This window comes from Sphingobium sp. Ant17, from assembly GCF_000588875.1.
Classification (GTDB): Bacteria; Pseudomonadota; Alphaproteobacteria; order Sphingomonadales; family Sphingomonadaceae; genus Sphingobium.
Genome location: NZ_JEMV01000008.1, coordinates 76,654 through 93,553, shown reverse-complemented (window position 1 = coordinate 93,553; position 16,900 = coordinate 76,654). Strand labels below are relative to the sequence as shown.

Genomic DNA, 16,900 nt, shown 5'->3' with positions numbered 1-16,900 from the left:
TCTATTCGCCCGCCGCGGGCTTCTTCTTCGCAGGTGCCTTCTTGGCGGCGGGCTTCTTCGCCGCCCCGTCCTTCTTGGCCGCGTCTTTTTTGGGCGCAGCCTTTTTTGCCGGGGCTTTCTTCTTCGCGCCCTTCTTGGCCGGAGCCGCCGCCGCGCGGGCATCGATCAGCTGCGCGGCTTCCTCCAGCGTCAGCGCATCCTTGTCCATCGTCTTGGGCAGGGTCGCATTGGTCGTGCCGTCGGTGACATAGACGCCATAGCGTCCTTCCATCAGCTTGATATCCAGTTCGGTGCGCGGATGGGCACCTAGCACCTTCAAAGGCTCGCGCCCGGCGCTGCGTGGCCCGCGTGTCGCCGCCTCAGCCAGCTTCACGACCGCGCTGTTCATGCCGACCTCGAAAATCTCGGCAGTATTGGCCAGGCGTCCATATTTGCCGTCATGCAGCAGATAGGGACCAAAGCGGCCGATATTCGCGACGATCGGCAATCCCGTCTCCGGGTGCAAACCGACTTCGCGCGGCAGGCTCAGCAGCTTGATGCCCCAATCGAGCGTCAGTTCGCCATCGGGCAGATCCTTGGGGATCGAGCCGCGCTTGGCCTCCTTGCCCTCGCCCATCTCGATATAGGGGCCGAAGCGACCGACCTTCTTGACGATGTCCTGCCCGGTGTCGGGATGCTGGCCCAGCACCTCTGGTCCGCTATCTTCTCCATCCTTGCCGCCCGGCTGACCGAATTTCCGCGTGAATTTACATTCGGGATAGTTGGAGCAGGCAATGAACGCGCCGAACCGGCCGCCGCGCAGCGACAATTGTCCGTCCGCGCACAGCGGACAGGCGCGCGGATTGCTGCCATCGGCCTTGGGCGGGAACAGCATCGGCTCCAGGAACTTGTCCAGCTCGGCGGTGATGTCCGACGGCTTCTGCTCCATGATTTCTGCCGTCTTGGGCTTGAAATCGCGCCAGAAGGCTTCGAGCACTTCCTGCCACTGCGCTCGGCCGCCGGAAATATCGTCCAGCTCGTCCTCAAGGCCAGCCGTGAAGTCGTAGGACACATAACGTTCGAAGAAACGCTCCAGAAAGGCCGTTACCAGCCGCCCGCTCTCCTCAGCGAAAAAGCGGTTCTTTTCGATCCGCACATAGTCGCGATCCTTGAGCACCTGAAGCGTCGAGGCATAGGTGGACGGACGCCCGATCCCCAACTCCTCCAGCCGCTTGACGAGGCTGGCTTCGGAATAGCGCGGCGGCGGCTGCGTGAAATGTTGGTCCGCCATGACCTTCTTCTTCGCTGGCGCATCGCCTTCCGCCATGCGGGGCAGCAGCTTGCCGTCTTCGTCATCGCTATCGTCGCGGCCTTCCTCATACAAAGCGAGGAAGCCAGGGAAGATCACGACCTGCCCCGTCGCGCGCAGCGTATGCGTGCCGGTGACGTCGTTCATGTCGATCGTGGTGCGTTCCAGCCGTGCGGACGCCATCTGGCTCGCCAGCGCGCGCTTGAACACCAGATCATAGAGGCGCGCATGGTCGCCGCTGCCCACCTTGTCGCGCGAAAAATCGGTCGGGCGGATGGCTTCATGCGCTTCCTGCGCATTCTTCGCCTTGGTCTGGTATATGCGCGGCTTGTCCGGCACATAGCCGCCATCATAGCGCTGCGCGATCGCGGCGCGCGCGGCGGAAATGGCGCTGCCATCCATCTGCACGCCATCGGTTCGCATATAGGTGATCGCGCCATCTTCGTAGAGCTGCTGCGCGATCCGCATCGTATGACTGGCCGAGAAGCCGAGCTTGCGCGCGGCTTCTTGCTGAATCGTCGAAGTGGTGAAAGGCGGCGGCGGGTTGCGGGTAAGCGGCTTGGTCTCGACCCGTTCGACAGTGAAGCGCCCGGCTTCGACATCGGCCTTGGCGGCCATCGCGTCGCCTTCCTTGCCGATCGTCAGCCGCTCGATCTTCTCACCCTTCCAGCGGACGAGGCGCGCGGTGAAGGCGGTGCCGTCCTGCTCCATCTCGGCCGCGACCGACCAATATTCTTGCGGGTTGAAGGATTCGATCTCACGCTCACGCTCGACCACCAGCCGCAGCGCGACCGACTGCACCCGGCCCGCCGACTTGGCGCCAGGCAGCTTGCGCCACAGCACCGGCGAGAGGGTGAAGCCGACCAGATAGTCGAGCGCCCGGCGCGCGCGGTAGGCGTCGATCAGATCCTCGTCCAGCGCGCGCGGCTTGGCCATCGCGTCCAGCACCGCCGCCTTGGTGATCGCGTTGAACGTCACCCGGTCCACGACGGCCGGCAGCGCCTTCTTGGCGCGCAATACTTCCTGCACATGCCAGCTGATCGCTTCCCCTTCGCGATCAGGGTCAGTCGCGAGGATCAAGCGCGTCGCCTTCTTGGCAGCATCGCTGATGGCCTTGAGCTGCTTGCCCTTGTCGCCATAATTTTCCCACGACATGGCAAAGCCGTCGTCCGGGTCGACCGATCCGTCCTTGGGCGGCAGGTCGCGAATATGGCCATAGCTGGCGAGCACATGGAAATCCCCGCCCAGATATTTTTCGATAGTCTTCGCCTTGGCCGGCGATTCAACGATGACAAGCTGCATTTACGGCCCCGAACTTTGATGCCTCACACGTACGCGCGAGTCTGGAAGGCGATGACGGCGGGCGTCAAGCGGTGCGTGTGATTAGGGGAGATGACGGGGGATGGCCAGCCCCTACCGCCTTATAGGCACGGCTCAGGGCATGAATGAAGCATAACGCGACATCCCTCTCGCGAACACGCAAGGCACCACAATCTTCAAGCTCATTTTTTAGCGTGAATGACGAGCGCGATCACGCAGGTCCGCAAAATAGCTTTCATCGACGGATTGAGTCTGGGTACTGGTAGCACCATCGAGCATCAGGCGGCGCAGATTCTGCCGATCCTGATCCTTGCGGATCAGTTCCCGGACATATTCACTGCTGGTACCAAAGCCCTTGCCGGAAACCTGCTGATCGACAAATGCTTTGAGGGTTTCAGGCAGGAAGATGTTCATCGTGCTCATGGCATCCGCTTTAGCGAATCTGGCAAAATTCGGCAAGAATGGCAGCCATGAAGCAAGTGGATTTTCCCTCCGAGATTCAGCTTTTACGGGCATGGCGATGTAAACTTAATCGACTCAGAAATCGTCTTCGGACATATAGGCTGCAATGGCATGAAAACCGAAAACGAATAGCATTGCAGCGATGCCGCATATCCAACTCAGGGTAGGATTACTCCTCGAAAGATAGAGGAAGCCAAATCCGAGCGGCAACACTGGCACAAACATCGCCAACGCGACCAAATGTCCTTCGCGACAGATCGGCTTGTAGTTCAAACCAGATTTACGGAATCACGGACCCTTCTTCACCGCAAACTCACCCGTCCGCCCGCCAACCGATCCAGCCGCTCGGCCAGTTCCAGTTCCAGCAGCACCGTCTGCACCACCGCCGGACTAAAGCCGCTCAGCCGGATCAGATCGTCGACCGGCGCGGGCGCATGGCTGAGCAGGGCGATCACCGCGTCGCGTTCGCTCGCCGCGACGTCGCTCGAAACGGGTTCGCCCGCAAAGTCGAAGCTGCCCTGCCGCACCATGCGCGGGTCGATCTGGCCGACCGCTTCCAGCACATCAGCCGCATTCTGGATCAGCGTTGCGCCGTCGCGGATCAACTGGTTGCACCCCTGCGCGCGCGGGTCGAGCGGGGAGCCGGGCACGGCCATCACCTCGCGCCCCGCCTCGCCCGCCAGTCGCGCGGTAATGAGCGAGCCGGACTTGGGTGCCGCCTCCACCACCACGGTCCCGAGCGCCAACCCGGCGATGATGCGATTGCGCGCGGGGAAATGCCGCGCTAATGGCTGGGTGCCTGGCGGATGTTCGGTCACCAGCAAGCCTTCGTCCGCAATCTGCGCCTGCAAGTCGCGATTTTCCGGCGGGAATACGACGTCCAGCCCACAGGCGATGACGCCGATCGTCCCGCTCGCCACCGATCCCTGATGCGCCGCCGTGTCGATGCCGCGCGCCAGGCCCGACACGACCACCGCACCGCGCTGCCCCAGATCCTGTGCCAACACCCGTGCAAAGCGCACCGCCGCTGCCGAGGCATTGCGCGCGCCGACCATCGCGATACATTGGCCATCGGCGAGTGCCGCACTGCCGCGCACGATCAGCGCGGGCGGTGCGCCCTCTATCTGGTCGAGCAGCGCGGGATAGTCCGCATCGCCCATCATCAGATAGCGCGCGCGCAAAGCCTGACACGCGGCAATCTCTCGCTCCACCGCGCCCGCGTCCGCCACGCTGGCCTTGCCGCCACCGCGCGCTGCCAAGTCAGGAATGGCACGCAACGCGGCCCCGGCCGTGCCGAAGCGGGCGAGCAATTGCCGATAGCTGACCGGGCCGATCCGGGGCGACCGGATCAACCGCAGCCGGTCGAACCGCTCCCCCTCGCTCATTCTTTCGCGGCCCCGATCTTCGGCTCGGTGCCCTGCATCAGCCGCGCGATGTTGGCGCGATGCCGCCACAACAGGATCAGCGTCAGCGCGAGCGTCACCGGCACCAGGTCGATCCGCCCCATGAACCACAAAACGATCGGCGCGCTGGCCGCTGCCGCCATGCCGCCGACCGACGACCACCGGGTGCCGAACAGCGCGCCCAGCCACACGGCCGCAAAGATGCACCCGGCGGGCCAATGGAGCGCCGTCACCACGCCCATCATCGTCGCTACACCCTTGCCCCCGGCAAAGCGCAGCCAGACCGGATAGCAATGACCGATAAAGGCCATCGCGCCCGCCATCGGCCCGCCCCCTTCGATAAGCGCCGCGCCGATCAGCACCGCCACCGCGCCCTTAAGCAAATCCAGCAGCAAGGTCGCCGCCGCCAGCCCCTTGCGCCCGGTCCGCAGCACATTGGTCGCGCCGATATTGCCCGACCCGATCTGCCGCAAATCCCCCGCCCCGGTCATGCGCGTCAGCACCAGGCCAAAGGGGATGGAGCCAAGCAGATAGCCAAGAGCCAGCACGAAGAGCGGAAGCAGCCAGGGAAGTATCATGATCTCGCCGATAGAAGGAAAGCGAGACCATAGCGTGACGAACGGCACGGGCAATGGGCGTGTTGACACTCTCGCCCGATCCCGCGACATGGTTGGCATAATGACCGTCGCATCCTCCGCCCCGATCCTGTTTTTCGATTCCGGCGTCGGGGGACTATCCATCCTTGCGCCCGCCCGCGCGCTGATACCCACGGCACCGGTGGTTTACGCCGCCGACAGCGCGGGCTTTCCCTACGGGACCAAGAGCGAGGCGGAGATTGCGGCGCGGGTGCCCGCATTGCTGGGGCGGTTGGTCGAACGCTATCGGCCGCGCCTTGCCGTCATCGCTTGCAACACGGCGTCCACCATTGCGCTGCAGCATGTCCGCGCCGCGCTCGACATTCCGGTCGTCGGCACCGTCCCGGCGATAAAGCCCGCCGCGCTGGCGTCCAAAAGCCGGGTGTTCGGCGTACTCGGCACCGCGGCCACTGTGCGCCAGCCTTATGTCGATCGGCTCGCGGCCGAACATGGCGCAGATTGCATCATGCTGCGCCATGGCAGCGCGGCGCTGGTCGAACTGGCCGAGGCGAAGCTGCGCGGCGAACCGCTCGATCCTGCCATCGCCCGCACCGCGCTGGCGGGGCTAACTGAGCAGCCGGAAGGCGATCGAATGGATGTGGTGGCGCTCGCCTGCACCCATTTTCCGCTGGTCGAGGCCGAACTGGCCGCCGCCACGCCCCGTCCGCTTACCTTCGTCCATGGCGGCGACGGCATTGCCCGGCGCATCGCTTTTTTGACGCAGGGCCAGCTCTGGCCCGATACACCGCCGCCGGGCATAGCGGTGTTTACTCGCGTCGATGACAAGGTCCGCGCCCTCGCCCCGGCACTCGCGCGCTACGGTCTTTCCCGCCTGGAACAGCTATAATATAAGGGCTTGGACAAAAGGTCCGATATCACTGATCGGTATTTCCCCCTATGTCTGCGAGCGGTTAGCGCTGGTAATGCGCGCCATCTACCGGTAAACGCCGCACCCAGAGGATGCGGGCCATCAAGGGATAGGGCGAGCGTGAACTACAAGCATATCTTTGCGCAGGCGATCGACCGTCTTCATGAAGAAGGCCGGTATCGGGTGTTCATCGACATTCTCCGCAATCGCGGGTCCTACCCCAATGCGCGCTGTTTCCATGGCCATAACGGCCCCAAGCCAATCGCTGTCTGGTGCTCCAACGACTATCTCGCCATGGGGCAGCATCCCAAGGTGATCGCCGCGATGGAAGAGGCGTTGCACGATGTCGGTGCCGGTTCCGGCGGCACGCGCAATATCGGCGGCAACACCCACTATCATGTCGATCTGGAAGGCGAACTGGCCGACCTGCACGGCAAGGAAGCCGCTTTGCTGTTCACGTCGGGCTATGTCTCGAACGAAGCGACGCTGGCGACGCTCGCGCGTCTGCTACCCGGCTGCATCATCTTTTCCGACGAACTTAACCACGCCAGCATGATCGCGGGCATCCGCAATTCGGGCTGCGAAAAGCGCGTTTTCCGCCATAATGATGTCGAACATCTGCGCGAATTGCTGGCCGCCGAAGACCCTGAAGCACCCAAGCTGATCGCCTTTGAAAGCGTCTATTCGATGGACGGCGACGTCGCGCCGATCGCGGAAATCTGCGACCTGGCCGACGAATTCAACGCGCTCACCTATCTTGACGAAGTCCATGCCGTGGGCATGTATGGCGCGCGCGGCGGCGGCATTTCGGAACGCGACGACGTCGCGGATCGGCTGACCATCATCGAAGGCACGTTGGGCAAGGCGTTCGGCGTCATGGGCGGCTATATCGCGGCCGACCAGATGATCGTCGACGTGATCCGCAGCTATGCGCCCGGCTTCATCTTCACCACCTCGCTGTCGCCCGTGCTGGTCGCCGGCGTGCTGGCGAGCGTGCGTCACCTCAAGGCGTCGAGCGAAGAGCGCGAAGGCCAGCAGGCCGCCGCTGCAATGCTCAAGACGATGATGGCGGACGCCGGCTTGCCGGTCATGCCGTCGGTGACGCATATCGTCCCGCTGATGGTCGGCGATCCGGTCAAGGCCAAGCGGATCAGCGATATCCTGCTCGCCGAATATGGCGCCTATGTGCAGCCCATCAACTATCCCACCGTTCCGCGCGGCACGGAGCGCCTGCGCTTCACGCCAGGCCCCGCGCACACCGAAGCGATGATGCGCGATCTGGTGAGCGCGCTGGTCGAGATTTGGGACCGGCTGGAACTCGAGAAGGCAGCGCGGCGCGCGGCTTGAATTCTCACCACAAGACCACTTTATCCGTTCGCCCTGAGCTTGTCGAAGCCTGTCCTGAGCGCCTGCCTTGCAGGCAGTCGAAGGGGGCTGTTCTTCTTTGGGAGAAGAGCAGGGCTTCGACAGGCTCAGCCCGAACGGGTGAGAGGTTGGTGCGTGATGAGTAGTTCTCCCTGCAGCGAAAGGTAGGGCTAACCCAGCGCCACCCCACCCCGTAGCGCATAGCCGCGATAGAGCGGCCGGACGCTAGCTTCACCACCAACGTCCCCCGCCACTTTCTCGATCGCCGCACCCAGCACGTTGCGCGGCGTGACATGGAACCGCGCCAGCCAGCCGAACAGCGCCCGCCGCCACACACCCGGCCAACCTTCCTGCTGCCCGAAATCGACGACTTCCAACCGTCCGCCCGGCGCGACGCAGCGCGCCGCCTGGGCCAGTGCCGCTTCCCATTCGGGGATCATCGACAGCGCATAGCTGATGAACACCCGGTCGAAGGTCGCACGGCCAAACAGCGCCATCGGATCGAAATCGACCGCATCGCCCCGCGCCAGCCGGACACAGCGCGCCATACCGACCCGTTCGACCGACAGTTGCGCGGTGTCTAGCATCGCCTGCGAAATATCGACGCCATAGAGCCTGGCATGGGGCCAGACCTTGCCCACTGCGATCAAATTGCGCCCCGTGCCACAGCCAATCTCCAGCACGCTGCCGCCCGATGGCGGGGCGAGGTCGGCGATCAAGCCGTCCCGCCCCAGCAGATAATATTTGCGGGTAATATCGTAGATGTGACGCTGCCAGCGATAGGTGCCATCCATCAACCGCCCATGGTCGCTCACAGCGCGCCCTTCAGCACATAGAGATGGACGCCGCCATAAATGGCCGACCGGTCGCGCGCGGTATAGTCGAGCGAGGCTTCGGCCTGATACGCCCAGCAGTCCAACACCGCGTCCACCACCCGGCCCGGCAGGATGCTGGGTTCGCCCGCCGTGCGGAACAGCACCCGTGCGCCGGGCTTGGCCGTCCGGGTGATCTGCGCCCAGAGCGCATTCAACTGGTCGTCATCCATCCAGTCCTGCGCGTCGAGCAGGATGTAGCGATCCGCTGACGCATCGGGCTGTTCACTCAGGAAGTCGGTGAAATTGGCGTGGCGCACATCGACGCGGTCCGCCCGTGCGCGGACGGCGTCATGATTGGCGGCCTGCAGATAGGGCGGCAATGGCCCTTCACCGCCGTCGTAACCCCGGCCGAACGCCTGCACCGCGAAATAATTATCCTTCAGGTCGAAGTCGCAGGCCAGTTTCTCCAACCGTGCCTTCAGCACCACGTCCATGCGCGCATCGCCGGCCAGCGCCTCGAACTGCGCGGGCGGTATGCCCAGGCCGAAGAGCGAGGCCGGCTGACTAGTGAGCCAGCGGACAAAGGCGCGGTCGAAGATCGGCGCGACCTCCCGCTCGAAAATCTCACGCTGTTCGGCGCGCGACGTCGCGGCCAGCATCCGCCGCAGGTCCACCCCATGCACCCGCGCCAGCAGATGCGCCGCACCGATGAAGCGCCCCAAAAGCCCATGTTTGTAGATGCCGCGCGCAAATCCGCCGATCCGCCGCCGTCCGATCAGGTCGCGCCCTTCCCAATAGCGGCGCGTCGCTTCATCAAGGTGCGGTGCGACGATGTCGCGATAGGCCGCAATATTCTCCTTGCTATCCGCCTGCGCGAAAAAAGCGGTGGAAGGCGGCATGATCGGGCAAGGTCCGCGCCGCCATCAGCTTCAATTTGTTGAGCGCGATATGCGCGGTGTTGAGATCGACGGCGGTGATCTTGGCCGGATCGGCGGTCAGGTAAGACAGCACGTTGCAGCCCCCCGACGCGATGGTCACGACATGGCTGTCGGGCGCGATCGCCAGCGCTTCCATGTCGACGGCGGGATCTTCCCAAATCTGGGCATAGACAAGGCCGCGAAAAGCGAAGGTGAAGGCGCGCTCCAGCAGCCCCTGTTTGGAGAGATGCCGGTGGCGATGCACCGCGCGCGTGACGTTCTGATGTGCCGGTGCCGCCATGTCGTTAAGCCTCCTCGCAGTCGGGTCGTGCGCGGCGCTTACGGCAGATGCGTGTCGTGGCCGTGACGATAGCGTTACGTCCTCATGACCAGCTTGCGGAACCGCTGGCGCGCTCACATCTTCTGGAGGGAATGGCCCACTGGATCGAACCCCACCCCACCGGCATCTATGTCCGCCCCGCCGATGCGTGGATCGACCCATCAATGCCACGCGAGCGCGCGCTCGTAACCCATGGCCATGCCGATCATGCCCGCGGTGGGCATGGCCATGTCTGGGCCACGCGCGAAACGCTGGCGATCATGGGACTGCGCTATGGCACCGCATCGGGTACGCCGGTCGGCTATGGCGAGGAAATCCGGCTGGGCGGCGTCACCATCCGCTATGTGCCTGCGGGCCATGTGCTGGGATCGGCGCAGATCGTGCTGACCCATGCGGGCGAGCGCGTCGTCGTGACCGGCGATTACAAGCGCCGCCCGGACCCGACCTGCCTACCGTTCGAGCCGGTTCCGTGCGACATCTTCGTGACCGAAGCGACTTTCGGCCTGCCCGTCTTCCGCCATCCCGACACCGGCAGCGAGATCGACCGCCTGCTCGCCGCGCTCCACGCCAACCCCGAACGATCCGTGCTGGTCGGTGCCTATGCGCTGGGCAAGGCGCAGCGGGTCATCTGCGAACTGCGCGCGCGCGGGCATAGCGACCCCATCTATCTCCACGGCGCGATGGAACGCATGTGCGCGCTCTATGCCGAACTTGGCGTCGAGATGGGCGACCTGCGCCCCGCCACCGGCGTCGCAGCCAAGGATATGCGCGGCGCGATCGTCGTTGCGCCACCCTCTGCGCTTAACGACCGCTGGAGCCGCCGCCTACCCGACCCCATTACCGCCATGGCGTCCGGCTGGATGCGCGTGCGCCAGCGGGCGCGGCAGAAGAATGTCGAACTGCCGCTGATCCTGTCCGACCATGCTGACTGGGATGAATTGACCGACACCATCCGCGAAGTCGCCCCTACCGAAACCTGGATCACCCATGGCCGCGAGGAAGCCCTGCTCCATTGGTGCATGACCCACCAGATCCGCGCGCGTGCGCTGGCGCTGGTCGGGCGCGATGATGAGGAGGAGGAAGGGTGATGGCCTGTGCATCCAAAAAATCCGTTCGCCCTGAGCCTGTCGAAGGGCCGTTCTTCTTCGCGAGAAGGGTGGGGCTTCGACAAGCTCAGCCCGAACGGATGTAATATATGAGACCCTTCTCCCAACTGCTCGACGCGCTCGTCTATACCCGCTCGCGCAATGGCAAGCTGGCACTGATCGGCGCCTATCTGCGCGCCGCGCCCGATCCGGATCGCGGCTGGGCGCTGGCGGCCCTCACCGGTAATCTCGACCTCAAGGCGGTCAAATCCTCGGCGATCGGGGAGATGATCCGCGCCCGAGTCGATCCCGTCCTCTACGAAATGAGCCGCGATTATGTCGGCGATCTCGCCGAAACCGTCGCCTTGCTCTGGCCCCCTCCGCCGAACGAACCACCCGACCTGGATGATGGCACGCTGACGCTGGCTACCGTAGTCGATCGCCTGCATGCCACCAGCCGCGCCGCTGCCCCCGACATTCTGGCGCAGATGATGAACCATCTCGATGCATCGGGACGCTTCGCCCTGCTCAAACTCGCGACCGGGGGCTTGCGCGTCGGTATTTCCGCCCGCCTTGCAAAGACCGGTTTCGCGCAGGCGTTCGGCCTGGGCGTCGATGACGTCGAACAGGTCTGGCATTCCCTAGCCCCGCCCTATGCCGCATTGTTCGACTGGGCGGAGGGTCGCACCGGGCGACCTGATCCGTCGGGCACCCCCTTCTTCCGCCCCTTCATGCTGGCCCACCCGCTCGAAGCCGACAGCGTGGACCTCAGCGACTATGTCGCCGAATGGAAATGGGACGGCATCCGCATCCAGATCGTCGGCACAGGCAGCGAGACTCGCCTCTACAGCCGCGCAGGCGACGATATTTCCGCGAGCTTCCCCGAAATCGCCGCCGCCTTCACCGGCCATGCCGTGCTGGACGGCGAATTGCTGGTGCGCGGCGAATTTCAGGGCGGCGAGGCAGCCAGCTTCAACGCCCTGCAACAACGGCTCGGCCGCAAAGCCGTCAGCGCCAATATGCAGGCCGATTACCCCGCCTTCGTCCGCCTCTACGACTTGCTGCTGGATGGCGACGAGGATCTGCGCGCCCTCACCTGGACCGACCGCCGCGCCCGGCTCGAAGCCTATGTGCCGCAGCTCGACGCCACCCGCTTCGACCTGTCCGCCATCATCGACGCCGCCGATTTCGACGCGCTGGCCGATATTCGCGCCGGCGCCCGCGACGCCGCGATCGAAGGCGTGATGCTCAAGCGCCGCGACAGCCCCTATGTCGCCGGGCGCAAGGCCGCGCTCTGGTATAAATGGAAACGCGATCCGCTAACCGCCGACTGCGTGATGATGTACGCCCAGCGCGGCCACGGTAAACGCTCATCCTTCTATTCGGACTATACGTTCGGATGCTGGACCGATGACGGGGAACTGCATCCGGTCGGCAAGGCCTATAGCGGCTTCACCGACGAAGAACTCAAGATGCTCGACCGCTTCGTCCGCCAGAATACGGTAGCGCGCTTCGGCCCGGTGCGGGAAGTGGAAAAGTCGCTGGTGCTGGAAGTCGCCTTCGACAGTATCCACGACAGCAAGCGGCACAAGTCAGGCCTCGCCATGCGCTTCCCGCGCATCGCCAGGATCAGGCACGACAAGCCTGCGGCAGAGGCGGACACGGTGGAGGGATTGAAGAAGCTGGTGCGCTGAGCCTGCATCACCAACACAAACGGGCCAGCGACGGGAATGTCCCGTCGCTGGCCCGCCGTCCTTTCATGTCACCCGACAGGGATCAGGGCATCAATACCGTGTCGATGACATGAATAACGCCATTGGACTGGTTGACGTCGGCGATCGTTACCTTGGACGTGCCGCCCTTGGCATCCTGGAGATAGACGGCGTCGCCATCCTTCCACGCGGTCAGCGGCTGACCTTCGACGGTGGTCAAAGTCGCCTTGCCACCGGCGGCCTGCGCGGCTGCGATGATGTCGGCGGCGTTCATCTTGCCCGCGACGACATGATAGGTCAGGATCTTGGTCAGCGTCGCCTTATTCTCCGGCTTCACCAGCGTGTCGACCGTACCGGCGGGCAGCTTGGCGAAGGCGGCGTTGGTCGGCGCGAACACGGTGAACGGCCCGGCGCTCTTGAGCGTATCGACAAGGCCAGCGGCCTTGACGGCGGCGACCAGCGTCGTGTGGTCCTTCGAATTGACGGCGTTATCGACGATGTCCTTGGTCGGATACATGGCCGCGCCGCCGACCATCGGGTTCTTTTCCATATGATGATTGGCCAGGGCCGCGCCACTTACGGACAACAGGGCCGCGGCCAGCGCGAGCGAGACGTTCGAGAATTTCATGGGCTTGCTTCCTCTTCTACGCATCGACTTTATAGGGATGCGCTGCTGTTACGCATGCGGACCGGATAATGTTGCGCGACTGCCCCTTAAGGCATGTGCTGCGCACACCCGGTGCGGTCACCCCCATGCATCTGACTTGGCGCTGTCACGCGCAGCCCCTATATGGGCGTTTTCGCGGGCACACCGCATCCAAGACATGGAGACGAGTTTGAGCAAGGTTCTGGTCATCGGCGCAGGCGGCGTCGGGTCTGTCGCAGTTCACAAGATGGCGATGAACCCCGATATTTTCTCGCACATCACGCTGGCCAGCCGCCGCCTCGTCAGTTGTGAAAAGGTCGCCGAATCGGTGCTGGCCCGCACCGGCGTCACCATCGATGTCGCACAGGTCGATGCCGATGACGTCGCGGCCACCATCGCGCTCATCGAAAAGGTGCAGCCCAAGCTGATCGTGAATCTCGCCCTGCCCTATCAGGACCTCAACATCATGGACGCGTGCCTCGCGACCAAGACCGACTATCTCGACACCGCCAATTACGAACCGCGTGACACGCCCAAGTTCGAATATGGCTGGCAATGGGCCTATCAGGATCGCTTCAAGGAAGCAGGCATCATGGCTTTGCTTGGCTCCGGGTTCGACCCCGGCGTGACCAGCGTCTTCGCCAGCTACATTAAGAAGCATCTGCTCGATACGATCGATACGCTCGACATTCTCGATTGCAATGGCGGCGACCATGGCCAGCATTTCGCCACCAACTTCAACCCGGAAATCAACATCCGCGAAGTGACGGCGCCGTCGCGTCACTGGGAAGCGGGCGAATGGGTCGAAGGCCCGGCGCTCAGCCACAAGCAGACATTCGACTTCGATCAGGTCGGCGAGAAGAATATGTACCTCATGTATCATGAGGAGTTGGAAAGCCTCGCCAAATTCTATCCGGAAATCAAACGCATTCGTTTTTGGATGACCTTCGGCGACGCCTATTTGAAGCATCTCGAAGTGCTGCAGAATGTCGGCATGACCCGCATTGACCCGGTCATATACGAAGGCAAGGAGATCATCCCGCTCCAGTTCCTCAAGGCCGTGCTGCCCGAACCATCGAGCCTCGGCTCGACCACCAAGGGCAAGACCAATATCGGCGACATCGCGACCGGCGTGAAGGATGGCGAGGCCAAGACCGTCTATCTGTATCAGGTCTGCGATCATGAGGATGCCTATGCCGAAACCGGCAACCAGGCGGTTAGCTACACCACCGGCGTTCCCGCCATGATCGGCGCCGCCATGATGCTGACGGGCGCGTGGAAAGGTGAAGGTGTGTTCAACATCGAACAGTTCGATCCCGATCCGTTCATGGACATGCTCAAAAAGCATGGCCTGCCCTGGCAGGTGAAGGAACTGGACGCGCCGCTGGCGTTTTAACACCTCGTCATCCCAGCGAATGCTGGGATCTCCCTTTTCTTTTGCGCCACGAGGAAGTGAGACCCCAGCGTTCGCTGGGGTGACGATGTGGCGGAGGATGATTCATGGAAACCAAAGCCGGCGATCCCGCCGCCTTCGCGCATTTCGACCTGTATCGCGTCCCCTCGCCCGCCTTCGTGGTGGATGAGGCCGCGATTCGGCGCAACCTTGCCATCCTGGCCGACGTCCGTGATCGAGCGGGCATCAAGATATTGGGCGCGCTCAAGGCCTTTTCCATGTGGTCGCTGGGCAGCGTCCTGGGCGAATATCTCGACGGCGTGTGCGCATCGGGTCTGTACGAAGCGCGCCTTGGCCGCGAAGAATATAGAGGCGAAGTCGCGACCTATTGCGCCGCCTACAAGCCCGACGACCTAGCCGAAATCCTCAAGATTTCCGACCATGTCATCTTCAACAGCCCCGGCCAGATCATCCGCTTCAAGCCGCAAATCGACGCTGCCCGCGCCGCCGGGCATGATTTCGACATCGGCCTGCGTATCAACCCGCAAAACCCGGAGGGCGAGGTCGCCAAATATGACCCGTCGCAGCCGCACAGCCGCCTTGGCTTTCCCATCAGCCAGTTGACGCCCGATCATCTTGCGGGCGTCGACGGCATCCATTTCCATAACCTGTGCGAACAGGATTTGGCACCGCTGGAACGGACATGGGCGGCGGTCGAACCGCATGTCATGCCGCACCTATCGACCCTCAAATGGCTGAACTTTGGCGGCGGCCATCACATCACACGCGCCGATTATCAGCGCGACGATCTCGTGGCCTTTCTCCAGGGCGTGAAGGCTAAGACCGGCCTTACTCTCTATCTGGAACCCGGCGAAGCGATGGCGCTCGACGCAGGCATCTTGGTCGGTGAAATTCTCGACGTGATCGACAACGGCATGCCCGTCGCCATCACCGACATATCCGCCACATGCCACATGCCCGACGTGATCGAGGCCCCTTATCGCCCCGCTATGCTGCATGAACCTGACGAAGGACCTTTGGTCCGACTCGGTGGTCCCTCCTGCCTTGCTGGGGACATTATTGGCGACTATCACGTGCCTGGCGGCGCTGAACCGGGCGCACGTATCGCCTTCCTTGACCAGGCCCATTATTCCATGGTCAAGACCAACACCTTCAATGGCGTCCCCCTGCCCGCCATCTGGCTGTGGAACTCCGCCACCGACGAACTCCAACAAATCCGGGCCTTTTCCTATCAGGATTTCAAGGCTCGTCTCTCCTGACGCACGGTTCGTGCGAGCGCACGCAACAAAATTTTCATATGCGCTTTACAGGGGGGACCCCCCGACTATATCGGCCGTCCGCTGCCCCATGGGACTTCCACCGCAAGGCAGCTTCTTTCACCTTGACTACACTGGAGGTCCCTTGAATTGCACAAGCATCCTAGCGCGCTGGGGGTAGCAACCGCCCTCACACCGGCAGCACCGGTAACGCTTATTCGTCCCCAAGCTGCGGCTCGGGCAGCCCGATTCTTCGTCGAGAAGTTTCCGGGGCGCTCTCTCTATGCGGTAAAGGCGAACCCCTCGCCCGATTTGCTTCGGACGTTGTGGGATAGCGGTATCTCGCACTATGACGTTGCTTCCATCGCGGAAGTGCGCCTCGTCGCCGAAACGCTGCCGGACGCGAAGCTTTGCTTCATGCATCCGGTGAAGGCTGAAGAAGCCATTGCCGAAGCCTATGCCGTCCATGGCGTGCGCACCTTCTCGCTCGACACGATCGACGAGCTGGAAAAGATCATGCGCGCCACCAATGACGCGACCGATCTGGAACTGTGCGTCCGTCTGCGCGTGTCGTCCGAGCATAGCGAATTGTCCCTGGCGTCGAAATTCGGCGCGGAACTGGGCGAAACCCGCGATCTGCTGATGGCTACCCGTCAGGCCGCCGATGCTTTGGGCATCTGCTTCCATGTCGGCAGCCAGGCGATGAGCCCGCAGGCCTATAGCGACGCCATCGAACGCGTCCGTGCGGCGATCGTCGATGCGGCGGTCACGGTCGACATCATCGATGTCGGCGGCGGCTTCCCGTCGGTCTATCCCGGCATGGAGCCAGTCGCTCTGGAAAATTATTTCGATGCGATCCACCGGGGTTTTGAAAGCCTGCCGGTCAGCTATTCGTCCGAATTGTGGTGCGAACCCGGCCGGGCCTTGTCCGCCGAATATAGCTCCATCATCGTTCGGGTAGAGCGCCGTCGCGGCACCGAACTCTACATCAATGACGGTGCCTATGGTGCCTTGTTCGATGCGGCGCATATCGGTTGGCGCTTCCCCGTCGCGCTGCTGCGTGAAGAGGACAGCTTGGCGGAGCAAACCGGCTTTTCCTTCTATGGCCCGACCTGCGACGATATGGACCATATGGTCGGTCCGTTCATGCTGCCCGCCGATGTCGGCGTAGGCGACTATATCGAGATCGGTATGCTGGGTGCCTATGGCGCGGCCATGCGGACCGGCTTTAACGGCTTCACGTCGGAAACCACGATCGAAGTGGAGGATGCGCCGATGGCCAGCCTCTATGCCGAAGCCGTCCCCGCGCGCCGTCGCGCAACCGTCATCAAGCTGGGCTAAACCAACCTCGGTTTCCCTGCTGGAGAGGATGCC

The 16,900-nt window shown here is 63.2% G+C and carries 13 protein-coding genes and 1 pseudogene; 7 read left to right on the top strand and 7 right to left on the bottom strand.

From position 1 onward, the window contains the following. Window position 1 precedes the first annotated feature (1 nt). The 4 genes from topA to plsY all read right to left on the bottom strand — a co-directional run bounded on the left by topA (window position 2) and on the right by plsY (window position 5,051). Window positions 2-2,590: a type I DNA topoisomerase gene (gene topA, locus BF95_RS05780; protein WP_043149963.1), complete on the bottom strand. Its 2,589-nt coding sequence runs from the start codon at window positions 2,588-2,590 to the stop codon at window positions 2-4. A 207-nt stretch (window positions 2,591-2,797) separates the two neighbouring features. Continuing rightward, window positions 2,798-3,067, bottom strand: a complete 270-nt coding sequence (locus BF95_RS05775) for a ribbon-helix-helix domain-containing protein (protein ID WP_043149961.1) — start codon at window positions 3,065-3,067, stop codon at window positions 2,798-2,800. A gap of 305 nt (window positions 3,068-3,372) precedes the next feature. Beyond that, window positions 3,373-4,455 (bottom strand): DNA-processing protein DprA, encoded by a 1,083-nt coding sequence (gene dprA / locus BF95_RS05765; protein WP_043149956.1) that lies wholly within the window; start codon window positions 4,453-4,455, stop codon window positions 3,373-3,375. Then, the gene (gene plsY / locus BF95_RS05760) at window positions 4,452-5,051 is read right to left on the bottom strand and encodes a glycerol-3-phosphate 1-O-acyltransferase PlsY (RefSeq protein ID WP_043150014.1); all 600 of its coding nucleotides are present in this window, start codon (window positions 5,049-5,051) and stop codon (window positions 4,452-4,454) included. Before plsY ends, dprA begins: the two co-directional genes overlap by 4 nt. Window positions 5,052-5,151: 100 nt before the next feature. Between plsY and murI the strand changes: the two genes are divergently transcribed. Next, window positions 5,152-5,955: a glutamate racemase gene (murI, locus tag BF95_RS05755; protein WP_043149954.1), complete on the top strand. Its 804-nt coding sequence runs from the start codon at window positions 5,152-5,154 to the stop codon at window positions 5,953-5,955. Window positions 5,956-6,096: 141 nt separating this feature from the next. Beyond that, window positions 6,097-7,323: a 5-aminolevulinate synthase gene (gene hemA, locus BF95_RS05750; RefSeq protein ID WP_043149952.1), complete on the top strand. Its 1,227-nt coding sequence runs from the start codon at window positions 6,097-6,099 to the stop codon at window positions 7,321-7,323. Window positions 7,324-7,511: 188 nt separating this feature from the next. On the opposite strand, the gene BF95_RS05745 is transcribed toward hemA, so the two are convergent. Further along, the gene (locus BF95_RS05745) at window positions 7,512-8,156 is read right to left on the bottom strand and encodes a class I SAM-dependent methyltransferase (protein WP_043149950.1); all 645 of its coding nucleotides are present in this window, start codon (window positions 8,154-8,156) and stop codon (window positions 7,512-7,514) included. Beyond that, window positions 8,153-9,374: pseudogene (locus BF95_RS05740) on the bottom strand (DUF3419 family protein). Before BF95_RS05740 ends, BF95_RS05745 begins: the two are co-directional and overlap by 4 nt. A 131-nt stretch (window positions 9,375-9,505) precedes the next feature. Between BF95_RS05740 and BF95_RS05735 the strand changes: the two are divergent. Both BF95_RS05735 and BF95_RS05730 read left to right on the top strand, forming a co-directional pair. After that, on the top strand, window positions 9,506-10,501 hold the full coding sequence (locus tag BF95_RS05735; protein WP_043149948.1) for a ligase-associated DNA damage response exonuclease: 996 nt from the start codon (window positions 9,506-9,508) through the stop codon (window positions 10,499-10,501). A gap of 107 nt (window positions 10,502-10,608) precedes the next feature. Continuing rightward, window positions 10,609-12,192, top strand: a complete 1,584-nt coding sequence (locus tag BF95_RS05730; protein ID WP_043149947.1) for a cisplatin damage response ATP-dependent DNA ligase — start codon at window positions 10,609-10,611, stop codon at window positions 12,190-12,192. 82 nt (window positions 12,193-12,274) lie between these two features. Here BF95_RS05730 and BF95_RS05725 read toward each other — a convergent pair whose 3' ends face one another. Then, the gene (locus BF95_RS05725) at window positions 12,275-12,838 is read right to left on the bottom strand and encodes a fasciclin domain-containing protein (protein WP_043149944.1); all 564 of its coding nucleotides are present in this window, start codon (window positions 12,836-12,838) and stop codon (window positions 12,275-12,277) included. A gap of 208 nt (window positions 12,839-13,046) precedes the next feature. Between BF95_RS05725 and BF95_RS05720 the strand changes: the two genes are divergently transcribed. The 3 genes from BF95_RS05720 to BF95_RS05710 all read left to right on the top strand — a co-directional run bounded on the left by BF95_RS05720 (window position 13,047) and on the right by BF95_RS05710 (window position 16,867). Further along, the gene (locus BF95_RS05720; protein ID WP_043150012.1) at window positions 13,047-14,252 is read left to right on the top strand and encodes a saccharopine dehydrogenase family protein; all 1,206 of its coding nucleotides are present in this window, start codon (window positions 13,047-13,049) and stop codon (window positions 14,250-14,252) included. Between the two features lie 104 nt (window positions 14,253-14,356). Beyond that, window positions 14,357-15,529, top strand: a complete 1,173-nt coding sequence (locus tag BF95_RS05715; RefSeq protein WP_043149941.1) for a carboxynorspermidine decarboxylase — start codon at window positions 14,357-14,359, stop codon at window positions 15,527-15,529. Window positions 15,530-15,676: 147 nt separating this feature from the next. Continuing rightward, the gene (locus BF95_RS05710; protein ID WP_043149939.1) at window positions 15,677-16,867 is read left to right on the top strand and encodes a decarboxylase; all 1,191 of its coding nucleotides are present in this window, start codon (window positions 15,677-15,679) and stop codon (window positions 16,865-16,867) included. Window positions 16,868-16,900 lie beyond the last annotated feature (33 nt).

Coding starts and splice junctions, on each gene's coding strand:
- topA (WP_043149963.1), bottom strand. CDS start 2,590: ATGCAGCTTGTCATCGTTGAATCGCCGGCCAAGGCGAAGACTATCGAA.
- dprA (WP_043149956.1), bottom strand. CDS start 4,455: ATGAGCGAGGGGGAGCGGTTCGACCGGCTGCGGTTGATCCGGTCGCCC.
- plsY (WP_043150014.1), bottom strand. CDS start 5,051: ATGATACTTCCCTGGCTGCTTCCGCTCTTCGTGCTGGCTCTTGGCTAT.
- murI (WP_043149954.1), top strand. CDS start 5,152: ATGACCGTCGCATCCTCCGCCCCGATCCTGTTTTTCGATTCCGGCGTC.
- BF95_RS05735 (WP_043149948.1), top strand. CDS start 9,506: ATGGCCCACTGGATCGAACCCCACCCCACCGGCATCTATGTCCGCCCC.
- BF95_RS05730 (WP_043149947.1), top strand. CDS start 10,609: ATGAGACCCTTCTCCCAACTGCTCGACGCGCTCGTCTATACCCGCTCG.
- BF95_RS05725 (WP_043149944.1), bottom strand. CDS start 12,838: ATGAAATTCTCGAACGTCTCGCTCGCGCTGGCCGCGGCCCTGTTGTCC.
- BF95_RS05715 (WP_043149941.1), top strand. CDS start 14,357: ATGGAAACCAAAGCCGGCGATCCCGCCGCCTTCGCGCATTTCGACCTG.